At 35.3% G+C, this 12,373-nt stretch carries 11 protein-coding genes; 3 read left to right on the forward strand and 8 right to left on the reverse strand.

The window, feature by feature from the left end; all coding sequences use genetic code 11:
• Nucleotides 1-158: 158 nt before the first annotated feature.
• The 5 genes from ablB to B5P40_RS17170 are packed head-to-tail and all read right to left on the reverse strand — an operon-like array spanning nucleotide 159 to nucleotide 4,991.
• The gene (ablB, locus tag B5P40_RS17150) at nucleotides 159-1,058 is read right to left on the reverse strand and encodes a putative beta-lysine N-acetyltransferase (protein ID WP_002185936.1); all 900 of its coding nucleotides are present in this window, start codon (nucleotides 1,056-1,058) and stop codon (nucleotides 159-161) included.
• Nucleotides 1,055-2,323, reverse strand: a complete 1,269-nt coding sequence (locus tag B5P40_RS17155; RefSeq protein WP_078176566.1) for a peptidase — start codon at nucleotides 2,321-2,323, stop codon at nucleotides 1,055-1,057. Before B5P40_RS17155 ends, ablB begins: the two co-directional genes overlap by 4 nt.
• 15 nt (nucleotides 2,324-2,338) lie before the next feature.
• A complete protein-coding gene (locus B5P40_RS17160) occupies nucleotides 2,339-3,001 on the reverse strand; it encodes a CoA transferase subunit B (protein WP_078176565.1) in 663 nt (220 codons plus the stop codon).
• Nucleotides 2,986-3,684: an acetate CoA-transferase subunit alpha gene (gene atoD / locus B5P40_RS17165; RefSeq protein WP_113709507.1), complete on the reverse strand. Its 699-nt coding sequence runs from the start codon at nucleotides 3,682-3,684 to the stop codon at nucleotides 2,986-2,988. Before atoD ends, B5P40_RS17160 begins: the two co-directional genes overlap by 16 nt.
• Nucleotides 3,681-4,991 (reverse strand): aspartate aminotransferase family protein, encoded by a 1,311-nt coding sequence (locus B5P40_RS17170; protein ID WP_063219598.1) that lies wholly within the window; start codon nucleotides 4,989-4,991, stop codon nucleotides 3,681-3,683. Before B5P40_RS17170 ends, atoD begins: the two co-directional genes overlap by 4 nt.
• An 802-nt stretch (nucleotides 4,992-5,793) precedes the next feature.
• Here B5P40_RS17170 and B5P40_RS17175 point away from each other — a divergent pair.
• Entirely contained in the window at nucleotides 5,794-6,543 is a 750-nt protein-coding gene (locus tag B5P40_RS17175; protein ID WP_113709508.1) for a DUF4397 domain-containing protein, read from the forward strand.
• A gap of 33 nt (nucleotides 6,544-6,576) precedes the next feature.
• Here the strand turns inward: B5P40_RS17175 and B5P40_RS17180 are convergent, their stop codons facing one another.
• Entirely contained in the window at nucleotides 6,577-7,695 is a 1,119-nt protein-coding gene (locus B5P40_RS17180; protein ID WP_002085809.1) for a BA2291 family sporulation histidine kinase, read from the reverse strand.
• Nucleotides 7,696-7,949: 254 nt separating this feature from the next.
• Between B5P40_RS17180 and B5P40_RS17185 the strand changes: the two genes are divergently transcribed.
• Nucleotides 7,950-8,342, forward strand: a complete 393-nt coding sequence (locus B5P40_RS17185; RefSeq protein ID WP_002085811.1) for a YueI family protein — start codon at nucleotides 7,950-7,952, stop codon at nucleotides 8,340-8,342.
• A gap of 120 nt (nucleotides 8,343-8,462) precedes the next feature.
• On the opposite strand, the gene B5P40_RS17190 is transcribed toward B5P40_RS17185, so the two are convergent.
• On the reverse strand, nucleotides 8,463-9,887 hold the full coding sequence (locus tag B5P40_RS17190; protein WP_078176563.1) for an aldehyde dehydrogenase family protein: 1,425 nt from the start codon (nucleotides 9,885-9,887) through the stop codon (nucleotides 8,463-8,465).
• A gap of 143 nt (nucleotides 9,888-10,030) precedes the next feature.
• Nucleotides 10,031-11,386 (reverse strand): hemolysin family protein, encoded by a 1,356-nt coding sequence (locus tag B5P40_RS17195; protein ID WP_002127238.1) that lies wholly within the window; start codon nucleotides 11,384-11,386, stop codon nucleotides 10,031-10,033.
• A gap of 363 nt (nucleotides 11,387-11,749) precedes the next feature.
• Here B5P40_RS17195 and racA point away from each other — a divergent pair, with 363 nt between their 5' ends.
• Nucleotides 11,750-12,292 (forward strand): chromosome-anchoring protein RacA, encoded by a 543-nt coding sequence (gene racA / locus B5P40_RS17200; protein WP_002012665.1) that lies wholly within the window; start codon nucleotides 11,750-11,752, stop codon nucleotides 12,290-12,292.
• Nucleotides 12,293-12,373: the final 81 nt, after the last annotated feature.

A 12,373-nucleotide genomic window follows, 5' to 3' on the forward strand; every position in this document is an offset into this window, starting at 1 on the left:
CAGCAAATTCAACGCCGAATTTCCGGCACCCTCTGCGCGATTATAAGCATGACGATTCCGTTCTATTATTTTGATGAAATGTATATATATTTTTATTGCTTATTTATGGTTAAGTGAAACTTTAATCAGTGGGGCTTTATTATTAACCCGACTCCCACCTAACTTCTTTGCTTTACAGCCGAATTTTGAGGCGGGAGTCTTACTGCTTTCGAATAGCTGGATAAATCTTTCACCCATATATTCATATCTTCCAACTTATCAAAAATGTAGCAATTATTCGCAAGCCTTCCCGTATATGTATAGCCTAATTGATGAAAGGCTGCATTCATACCGAAAGATAGCGAGCGAGCAATTGTATAAGAACAAAAAATAGATTTTTCTTGGAGCTCTTCCTCCAATTTAATTAACAGACTTTTCATGAAACCATGTTTTCGATATTCAGGTAATGTAGCACAATTCGTTAATTCTGCATTACCTTCTTTCACGTTCATTTCAGCAGATGCTGTACTAATAATTTTCCCCTCGAATTCATAAACATAGTAAATTGTATCGTCTTCCTTCATCGTCTGCTTTACATAATTCCCATCATTTAAAGGTGTCGGATAAACTTCAAATACTTTTCCAAAGACAATTGCTAATTCTTCCGCATCCTCTTCTGTCGCTTTTCTTAACACAAATTCCTCTGGGACTATTTTTTCTTTCACTTCTTTTTCTTTTACACCACTTAAAATAGTATCTTCCTCAGTCCAATGAATACTATTTCGTCTTTCATCATTATGATATTTCACGAAGAAGTTCGCATCGTGCCCTTGAAAATAATGAGGTATCGTTGCTTCCAGTAAGAAACCGAAAGAGAGCCATGTTGAAACATGCTCTCCCTTTCCTTTAATAATACATTTAGTGAAAGAATGTTTCTTTGCTAATTCATCGATTGTTTGTATGATGCTTTCAACATTTCCTGTATAGTGATCAACTCTAATACGTTTATTAAAATAATCTAAAACCCCTTCTACTGTATAATGCTTTGTCTGTTCACTAAAAGATTCATAGTATTTCATTTTTTCACCTCACACCAATCTAGTAATGTACATGCAATTATTTTTGCGGCAGCAATCATTTTATCAACTTCTATATATTCGTTTGGATAGTGTGCTACTTTCGTCTCTCCTGGACCAAATACTATCGTGGGTACGTTAGCTATTTGTGTGAACAAACCTCCATCTGTTCCCCATGGCGAAGCTTCTATAATCGGCTCGTTCCCTTCGATTTCAACAAAGTTATGTTGAAGCGTTGTAATAAGTGGATGATTTTCTTCTAGTTCACCAGGAACCCATCTAGCCCCAAACCATTCTACTTCTACAGGATTTTTTACAAACCAACTATCCACATCTTTTAATTCACCAATCCAGCCCTCAAACTCTTCTTTTGCTGCCTCTATAGTCTCATTCGGCGCAATACCACATCTTCCTTCTAAAATTAATGAATCGGGAACAGAACTTGGCCAGCTTCCCCCTTCAATTTTCCCAACGTTAATTGGAATTGGAATCGGAATCCCCTTAAATAACGGATCTGTAATTCTACCATTTCTCTTCTCTTCTAATTTTCTCAAATGCTCTACAACAAACATACTTTTTTCAATTGCACTTACTCCTTCATAACGTGTACCACCGTGTGCTGCTTTTCCTTTTATATGTAGACGAAACCACATTGATCCTTGTTGTTTCGGAAAAAACTTCATATTCGTCGGCTCAGGAATAATAACGCCATCTGCCTTATATCCTCGTAAAATAGCAGCTAATGTTCCTGCCCCACCGCTCTCTTCTTCTATTACACTTTGAAAATGTATATGACCTTTTAGTTCAATACCAGATTCAATAATCGCTTCCATCGCAAGCATAAGTGAAACATTGCCGCCTTTCATATCTGTTGTTCCACGTCCATATATGCGGTTTCCTATTTTCTCTCCACTATATGGATGATGGTCCCACTGATTTACATCCCCTTCTGGCACGACATCAATATGCCCGTTTAAAATCATAGATTTCCCTTCGCCACTTCCTTTTAAAGTCGCTACAATGTTCGGGCTATCTGTAAAACTTATACGAGGTGATACGAAATAAGGGTGATCTTTCATTTCATTAAAAGCAGGCTCCCAAATATCAAGATCTAGACCTAACTCACGCAACTTTTCAATAACAATTGCCTGCGCACCACTTTCATCACCAGATACGCTCTTTTCTTGAATTAATCGTGTTAAAAATTTTACACTCTCTTCTTCATGACCCTCAATATAATCACAAACTTGTTTTTTTAATTGCTCCATATATTACAACTCCCCTCATTCAATTACTAGTAAATTTGAGCTTATATGAAAATCAGCTGTCGTATGTCGTTTTACATCTTCTACAGTATATGGACTCATTAATTCTTGTAAGACAAGTCCTCTTTGGGTCACTTCCATGACAGCCATGTCTGTAATAATTAAATCTACACATTTTTTCGAAGTTAATGGCAATGTACATTCCGAAACAATCTTTGCATTTCCGTATTTATCAACATGATTCATCACAACAACGACCCGCTTCGCTTTTTGCGCTAAATCCATCGCTCCTCCAATACCTGGAACGCGTTTTCCTGGTACAATCCAGTTCGCTAAATCACCATTTTCACTTACTTGTAACGAACCAAGTATCGTAACATCAAGTAATCCTTTTCGAATCATGCCAAACGCCATGCAGCTATCAAAATAACTTGCTCCTGTAATAAGAGATGTTGGTAAACCAGCTGCGTTACATAAATTCTCATCTTCATTCCCTTTACTTGGCGTTGGTCCCATACCAACAATACCGTTTTCCGCATGAAACATAACTTTCATATCTTCTGGCAAATGATTCGGTACAAGCGATGGAATTCCAATACCTAAATTTACAAGCATACCATTCTGAATTTCTTTCGCTGCACGTCTTGCAATCTTTTCTCTTACTTCTACGCCCATACCCATTTCCAATTCACTCCTTCCGATGGCACGATATAATTTACAAATACACCTGGGACGACAATTTCTTCTGGATCTAAACTTCCAAGTGGAACAATTTCTTCTGCTTCTACAATCGTTATGTCACCAGCCATAGCTACGTGTGGATTCATATTACGAGCGCTTTTATCAAATACAAGATTGCCAAACGGATCCGCTTTTTTCGCATATACAATTGCGACTTCAGCCGTTAAAGCTGTTTCAACTAAATATGTCTTTCCATTCATTTCAACTGTACGCTTTCCTTTTTCTACAATCGTATCAACACCAACGTCAACTAAAATACCACCAAGCCCTACACCACCCGCGCGAATACGCTCTGCGAGTGTTCCTTGCGGAGAGAATTCAATTTGCAATCTTCCTTCATTTAATTGTCTTCCCGCATTTGGATTTGACCCAATATGAGAAGTAACTAAAGATTTAACCCTTTCATTCGTAACAAGACGACCAATTCCTACATCAGGAAATCCAGTATCATTTCCTATTAAATTTAAATTTGTAATGCCTTTATCTAAAACAGCTTGAATTAAAGATGGAGGTGATCCGATTCCTCCAAATCCCCCAAACATTAATGTCATATCATCATGGAACAAAGAAATTACTTCCTCTATTTCTTTTAATTTACCGAATGTATTTGTAATAGTTTTCATGCGATACTATGCCCTCCTTTTTGCATCATCTCTTCCACGCTCTTTACAAAAATTGAAAGTAATTCATCTAACTCGGAATATGTAGTTGTCATTGGTGGTGCAACAAGCAGTGCACTATCCTCTTTTCCTGCTTGCCCTGAAACAGCTTGGTATAAGAGCAGTCCATTTTTAGCAGCAACTGAAATAAGCTCCGACGCTTTTGTAAACGGTTGCAATTCTATTCCAATTAGCAATCCTTTTCCACGCACATCGGCAATGATTGTCGATTGTTGCTGAACTTTCTGCAAACCTTTTAATAAATACTCTCCCTTTTCTGCTGTTTTTTCAGGTAAATTATGTTTCTCCATATATTCAATAACTGCTAAAGCCGTTGCTGCAGACAATGGATTTGCACTAAGCGTATGCCCGCTCATTACAGAACGTGATCCACGTAAAATCGGCTCCATAACACGGTCACTTACTATTGTCGCTGCCATTGGTGTATACCCCGCTCCTAGCCCCTTACCAAGGGTCATAATATCCGGTTCTACACCCCAGTGCTCCATAGCAAACCATGCACCAGTACGACCAAGTCCAGTCATTACTTCATCCGCAATAAATAATATATCGTAATGACTACAAATATCTTTAATTACTTTATAGTATTCTTTCGGCGGGACAACCGCGCCTCCAGCAGCTCCGATAATCGGTTCAGCAATAAAAGCTGCAATATGTTCTGCACCAATTCGATCAATCGCTCTTTCTAGTTCAGTCGCACAAGAAAGTTGACATGTTGGATATACCTTTTGTACAGGACATCTAAAACAGTATGGAGCTGGAATAGTCGGATAATCTTCCAAAATAGAAACGAAACGTTGTCTGCGCAGTGGATGCCCAGACATAGATAAAGCTCCCATTGTAATCCCGTGATAGCTCATCCACCGTGACAAAATTTTATGTTTCCCTTGAATGCCACGCTCCTGAAAATGCTGAATTGCGATTTTCATAGCTGTTTCATTTGCTTCCGTACCACTATTCACAAAAAAGCTCCAGTTCAAATCTCCTACACATAAATCACTTAACTTCTTCGCTAATTTTTCAGCTGGTTCACTCGTAAACTGTGATCTATAAACGAAAGCGATCTCCTCTGCCTGTTTTTTAATAACTTCTGCTATCTCTGCTACGCCATGTCCAATACCTGCCGTAATCGCTCCAGACGAACCATCAAAATATTTATTTCCGTTTTGATCATACAAATACACACCTTTTCCATGTGAAATCATCGGATACGGCTGACCAACAAGTGGTTTAATTAAGTAATCGCGCATAGCGCTCCCCCATTTCTCCAATTTGTATATGTATATGAAGAAAATTGACGTTTCTTTCATAAAAAAGAATCCTCTGCAAAAGCAGTGAATTTATCAAAAAACTATTATAAAATATACAAATGACTGCTAAATATTATTTCAAAAACAGAAAATTCAGAACTTAAAATAAAGACTAATCTTACCTGTACGCTTAAATACCCCTTCCTGATTTAAGATAACAGCAAATTGAATATTTTTTTAATATAATATCAACTTCCCTCAATTGCTGACATTGTGTAAACTTCGACGGAACTCCCGTTATTCTCCTTCCTATTATCCTACTTTATATTGCATATTTTCAAACAAAATTCGACATTTTACTTCGCCTCATTTATCATAACTATTTCTTAACAAATAGTACCACCTGTTTAGAACAATAAAAAAAAGAACCGATTAACCACATTAATCAGTTCGGCACGACGCTCTTTTATCGGTATTACCTTATCCAACGCATCACTAAAATTAATAGAAATACTCATAATACAAATCCATAATTCGTCCCACAGCCTATAGCACCAAATCCTCCATAACTTCATTCCCAATAACTATGGGAATATCCCCATCCCAATGGTTCCACTCCTTCCATCAAAGTCAAACTACCTTTCCTTTATAATTTATGTAGGACAATTATCGATTTGTATGTGTGTTTGCCTATAAATAAAAAAATCCCCATTTTAACTTTTCCTTCTAGAAAGGCAAGTTTTTTGCATAACCTCTTTCTAGCTTCGCATATATTTGTAATGATGATAAAGGAGGAATGTTCATGACTCAATCCGAAATTGAAAAATACGGCCAAGAAGCTGCACGTTACGAACAGCTCGCTCGTTACTATCAATATAGCAATCCTAAAAGATATGTAGAACTCTATATGAAATACTATGATGCAATTACAAAACTTGTACAAGCATATGAAAAGAGAGATTCACAAGAAGCGACTTTACCGTCACATATGAGAATCTTCCACACAGCTCCCCATATACCAGCAGTTGATATTATAATAAACGGACAAAAGGTTATTAAAAATATTTCTTTTAAACAATTCAGTCCGTATTTATCATTAGTGCAAGGTAAATACCGTATTGATATTGTCCCTGTCGGAAACGAAACTCCAATATTTTCAGCATTAGTACCAATAATGGGGAATCACACTTATACCCTTGCAGCGGTCAATAGCGATAATCATCTCCAATTACAACCCATTCTTGATAATACTCATTTACCATCTGGTCAAGCAAAAATACGGTTTGCACATTTTTCACCAGACACTCCAGTTGTAAATGTAAATTTAAAAGATGGGGATCATTTATTTGAAAATGTACTCTTTAAGCAAATAACAGATTTTTTACAAGTTAGCCCTGGTACAGCAGATATTGAAGTTTCACTTGCTGATACAAAAAAAGTACTATTAACCATTCCAAAATTCAACGTTGAACCAAATACAATTTACACAATTTCAATAGTTGGTTATTCAACTGAGGATCCAAAATTAGAGACCGTTATACTTACAAATTAAAACAGTCTACACCATTCGCATGGTGTAGACTGTTTACTTTTGAAACGTAATTTGAAATTCTGTCCAATCGTTATCCGAACGACACAATATGGATCCGTTATGTTTTTCTACAATTTGTTTACATACAAATAGTCCAATACCAGTTCCTAGCTTTTTAGTAGTTACAAATGGCTCAAAAATGGTCTCTACATTGTCTGCTGGAATCATAGGTCCATTATTTTTTATAACAATGCGAACAGCCTGATCCTCTTCAAATACATCAATGATAATTTTCCGCTCTTCTTTCACCGATTCAAGAGCATCAATCGAATTCATTAAAATATTTAAAACTACTTGCTTCACTTCACTCCGGTAACCAACGAGTGGAATAGGATACGGCAAATTCTTTTCAATCAAAACATTTGCATTAACTAAACTTGGATATAAGAATTGTATAATATCTTGAAATAAGTCATTTACCAAAAAACGTTCAGATTCATTCCACATTTCTTTTTTCGATACAAGTAAAAATTGCGAAATCCTAAAATTTAATTGATCTAATTCATGTGAAATAATATCTAAATACGATAGATTAGGGTGATCTGTCTTCAATAACTTTACAAATCCCATAATCGAAGTTAGCGGATTACGAAATTCATGCACAAAACTAGCCGACATTTGCCCTAGAATCGTAAGCCTTTCTTTATGTGTTTCATTTATATATTGCTGTTTTTCTTCTAAATTTCTCGATATAATTTCTGAGTATTTTAAAACGGTATAATAAATTAATTTGTCAAAACAAGTATGTATTTTGGCCATAATCGGTTTCAGTTCACGAGCACTTACATCCAATTCGCACATCGCTTCAAAAAGTTCATTTCTTCCCACATTTGCATTGTAAACAAAATCTCCAATATTCGCATCTGCCCCTGCACGCTCAATGGCAATTTTCTCACATAATGGCTGAAGATAATTAATGTCTTTATCTTCCATAATAAGTTCGATAATTAACTCTAATAAATTCGCTCCATTTTGAACTACCTCTTGTTTAAATGGATCTTTTTCGGAAATTATCATTTTGTTTTTCCAGTTCTCTACGAATTGGTGCCTGTTGTTTTTCAAGTGCGAACAAAATACTTCTTTAATATCCTTATCGATTGGAAAAACCTCCATTCCTCCATTTCCATACGACGAATACCCTTTATATTTTGAATATTAACACAAAAAATACATTTCGTTAATAGATTTTTGTCACATTTTGTTAATTTCTGTTGATAAAATTTATTTTTCCTTTCTTATTTAAATAAGTTGTATTCCTATATCCCTTTCCCTTCTCATTTTTTAAATTATTTTCCTGTTCAAAACTACTTTTTTTTTGCATCCTTTTTAATTCTTGCGTACAATAAGAAGTGAAAGGTGTGAAAAATATGGTAAATAAAAATGTGGAAGACTATCTCCAAGAAGGCATATATGGCCAAAAGCAAAACAAACCAGAAGAACGTAATATGTACTTAACTACATTACGTGAGCGTGTAGAAATCGCTTTAACAATCGGTCAAGTAATGCAAAGTAATGTGTATACAGAAGTAACGGGTAACATACGTTCTTCTCAATCATTACAACTATTCCTAAATGGAAGCATTGCTTACCCACATTTATCAAAATACATTAAATTAGCAACTGAAAAAAATATTCCTTTTACAATTGTTCAAAATAAAGGTACTGAAACACCAATCGGTTTAGTACTCTCTCATAGCACTGCTGTAGATAAAGAACATATTTATGTCGAAGATGATATTTTCAAACAAGAAATGAAGTAAAAGGTACACTTGATTAAATGAAATCGTTCCGAGAAACGTAAAACAAACAATAAAAAACGAGTATGGAATCGTAAACATTTCCTGCTCGTTTTTTATTGCGGTGTTTAAGCTCGATCTACTTTATTTTTTAATACACACTAATTTCATTTCTGTCATTTCTTCTATTGCATATTTAATCCCTTCACGGCCTGTGCCACTCTCTTTCACACCGCCATAAGGCATATGATCTACTCTGAACGTTGGAATATCATTAATCATGACACCACCGACTTCTAATTCATCAATTGCACGCATTGCCTTACATAGATTGTTTGTAAATACACCTGCTTGTAATCCATAACGTGAATTATTTACTTGTTCTAAAGCCTCATCAAATTCTTTAAATGTATTTACAGTCATAAGTGGACCAAATACTTCTTGGCACTGAACAGATACATAATCTGGAACATTTGTTAATACAGTTGGTTCAAAAATCCTTGCATCACGTTTGTTACCACCGTATACAACATTAGCTCCTTCCTTAACTGCCTCTTCCACCCATGAATTTATACGTTCTACATCTTTTTTTGAAATAAGTGCTGATACATCTGTTTCTTCATGAAGCGGATCTCCTACTACAACGTTTTCCATTGCTTTCGTTAATTTTGTAATAAACTCTTCCATTTTGCGTTCATGCACAAAAACACGTTGTACTGAAATACAAACTTGTCCATTATTCACAAACGCGCCCCATTTTACACGTTCAATTATTTCGTCTGTCAATTCAACATCTTCATCAACAATTACTGCAGCGTTCGATCCTAATTCTAACGTCACTCGTTTCAACCCGGCTTTTGCCTTAATTCCAATACCTACTTTCGGACTTCCTGTAAAAGTAATACTAGCAACGTTCTCATCTTTTACTAATGCCTCACCTACAACAGATCCAGGTCCAGAAATTATATTGAAAGCTCCCTTTGGTAAACCAGCTTCTTCAAATAATTCTACCAATGCATACGAAGAAAGTGGCGTTTGGTCGGCAGGCTTTAGCACAATAGTATTTCCAGCCGCAATTGCTGGGCCTACCTTATGTGCTACTAAATTAAGTGGAAAATTAAATGGTGTAATAGCACCAATAACCCCGATTGGTTGTCGAATTGTATACGCTATACGGCCACCTGCTCCTGGTGCAGCATCTAATGGTAACGTCTCACCATATATTCGCTTCGCTTCTTCAGCTGCAAACTTATATGTTTGAACAGTGCGATCTACTTCTCCACGTGCAGCACGAATTGGTTTTGCAGCTTCTTTTGCGATAATCTCTGCAAACTCTTCTCTTCTCTCATCCATTTTTTGTGCAACCTTTTCTAAAATAGTTGCACGGTCGTATGCGGATAATTTTTTCATTTCTTTCATTGCATTTTTGGCCGAAACTATTGCTTCCTTAACGTCATCTTCTGTACCTTGCGCAATCTCCGCTAATGTTTCTTCAGAATATGGTGCATACAATGGTTTATACGTCTCTACTGATTTCCATACCCCATTTATATATAAATGTTTTTTCATAGTGGTTCTCCTTCCGAATATATGTATACAATAATACATTTTATTTATTTCACCTGGTGAAAGGTCTGACTTGTGTAATTGTATCATAGCCCTAATACATCAAAAAACATTTTGCTCAAAAAAACTCTGCTACAAAGCAGAGTTTACGAACTAATTTGTTCTTGGAGCGAAATCTTTTTTTCATCTCCTACAATAACAATCGATTCTGAAGGTTTCGTTACTTCTAATCTCTTAATATAGTGTCCATCTAATTTTTTCACGCAAAATTTATAATTTTCAATCTCAATGGTATCACCCTCGGAAATCTCAATATTTTTTGTTAGGATCCAACCGCCAATCGTATCGACATCATCGTCGTCAATAGTCAAACCTAATAATGCGTTCACTTCACTAACAAGTACTTTTCCCTCTAAAATCGTTTTCGTCTCACTAACTTGTTGGATTTCCGGTTGTTCATCAGTATCGAACTCATCTTGAATATCCCCTACAATTTCTTCTAAAATATCTTCAACGGTTACAAGACCTGATGTACCACCATATTCATCAATTAATATAGCGATATGTGTTCTTTCTCTTTGCATTTTTAAAAATAGATCATGAATTGGGATAGATTCAATAACTAAAATAATTGGCCTAATATATTGCTCCACTGTCTTTTCACTAACAACTCGGTGCTTCACAAAATCTGTAAATATATCTTTAAAATTCACAAAGCCTATTACATGGTCCTTATCACCATCAACAACCGGATACCTCGTATATTTTTCATGAGACATTTTTTGTAAAGCCTCTTCAGCAGGCATTTCTTTATTTAAAATATTCATCTCTGTTCGTGGTACCATTATTTCTTTCGCAATACGATCATCAAATTCAAATATTTTATTCACATACTTATATTCAGATTGATTAATCTCACCATTTTTATAACTTTCTGAAACTAACAACCGCAATTCTTCTTCTGAATGCACTTCATCATGCCCTTTTGGTGGTTTCAACCCAAGAAACTTTGTAATTAACCGAGCTGATCCATTTAAAATCCAAATGAATGGGAATGCAATACGATAAAACAAAATGAGTGGCTTAGCAACAAAGAAACTCACTTGTTCTGCTTTTTGAATCGCAAATGTTTTTGGAGCTAACTCTCCTACTACCACATGGAAAAATGTGATAAACAAAAACACTAAAATTATAGCTAAAATGTCTGCGAGTTGAGTAGGGACGTTCCAATTTGCAAACAACACATCAAACATGTGCTTTAGCGCAGGTTTACCAGACCACCCAATCCCAAGAGCTGTAACAGTTATTCCTAATTGACAAGCTGATAAATATTCGTCTAAGTTTGTAATGATTGTTTTGACAGATATTGCACGATTATTTCCTTTTGCAATTAAATAGTCAATTCGTGAACTCCTCACTTTAACAATTGCAAATTCTGCTGCAACGAAAAATGCCGTTAAGGCAATTAAAACAATCACTATACTTATACTATATATGTCCAAATACTTTTCCTTACTTACAGTGTAAGCAAGGAAGCCACCTCCTACTTAAATTTATTCAAGTGAAGTAAGCATTCTTATACTCTAATAAAATTCTACATTAGTAACCACCTTTTTATATATTATATGCATACATAAAAAAGATATTTATAATTATGATAATCTAATTAGCTTATTATCGTCAAACTATAATAAGCCCAATTTTCCGATAACTAAAAATGATTTATATAAATAGTATGTGCTAAACAGCTGAACTTCGTGAAAAAACACTTTCTTTGCCGATTCCACACTTCTTTTGTCACACCTGAAGGGAACTTGCTACATAACTAGAAATCATTAAACAGGATATATATAGGAGGGATTATTTTGGAATATAAAACACCATTTATCGCAAAGAAATTAGGTGTTAGCCCAAAGGCTGTTGTCCGGATTGCACAACAATTAAATCTTACGATAAAAAAAAATAAATATGGTCATTTTATTTTCACACAAGGTGATTTAGATCTAATGTTAGAATACCATCGCTCTCAAATGGACCAGCCTCAAAACTCTCAAACTACTCAAAAACCATCTTCAAATGATGTAGAAAAATTAAAAACTCAAGTAAACACAATTGTTCAAAACACATCATCGAATGATTTTGAGCAATTAACAGCTCAATTTACCACAATTACGAGAAGACTAGATCGAATGGAAGAACAAATGCAAGATAAAGCAAATGATGTCGTTACATACCAACTTTTACAACATCGCCGCGAAATAGAGGAAATGTTAGAACGAATTCAAAAACTAGAAGCTGCCCTAAAAAAAGAAGAACCAATATACATTACTCCTGATGCAAAACCAACATATGAAAGAGAAAAGAAACCGAAGCGTCGTAAAATGATTTTTAGTATATTTGGACTATAATATTGTAGACCCTTATTCTGAGAATAAGGGTCTACTTTTTGTATGAAAACAGATGCCCGTAATAAGTAACTCTTCTTCATA

The sequence above is a fragment of the Bacillus sp. SRB_8 genome (assembly GCF_003264205.1).
GTDB classification, from domain to species: Bacteria; Bacillota; Bacilli; order Bacillales; family Bacillaceae_G; genus Bacillus_A; species Bacillus_A mycoides.

Excerpts from the sequence above, each read along its gene's own strand:
- ablB (WP_002185936.1), bottom strand. The coding sequence starts at position 1,058 with ATGAAATACTATGAATCTTTTAGTGAACAGACAAAGCATTATACAGTA.
- B5P40_RS17155 (WP_078176566.1), bottom strand. The coding sequence starts at position 2,323 with ATGGAGCAATTAAAAAAACAAGTTTGTGATTATATTGAGGGTCATGAA.
- B5P40_RS17160 (WP_078176565.1), bottom strand. The coding sequence starts at position 3,001 with ATGGGTATGGGCGTAGAAGTAAGAGAAAAGATTGCAAGACGTGCAGCG.
- atoD (WP_113709507.1), bottom strand. The coding sequence starts at position 3,684 with ATGAAAACTATTACAAATACATTCGGTAAATTAAAAGAAATAGAGGAA.
- B5P40_RS17170 (WP_063219598.1), bottom strand. The coding sequence starts at position 4,991 with ATGCGCGATTACTTAATTAAACCACTTGTTGGTCAGCCGTATCCGATG.
- B5P40_RS17175 (WP_113709508.1), top strand. The coding sequence starts at position 5,794 with ATGACTCAATCCGAAATTGAAAAATACGGCCAAGAAGCTGCACGTTAC.
- B5P40_RS17180 (WP_002085809.1), bottom strand. The coding sequence starts at position 7,695 with ATGGAGGTTTTTCCAATCGATAAGGATATTAAAGAAGTATTTTGTTCG.
- B5P40_RS17185 (WP_002085811.1), top strand. The coding sequence starts at position 7,950 with ATGGTAAATAAAAATGTGGAAGACTATCTCCAAGAAGGCATATATGGC.
- B5P40_RS17190 (WP_078176563.1), bottom strand. The coding sequence starts at position 9,887 with ATGAAAAAACATTTATATATAAATGGGGTATGGAAATCAGTAGAGACG.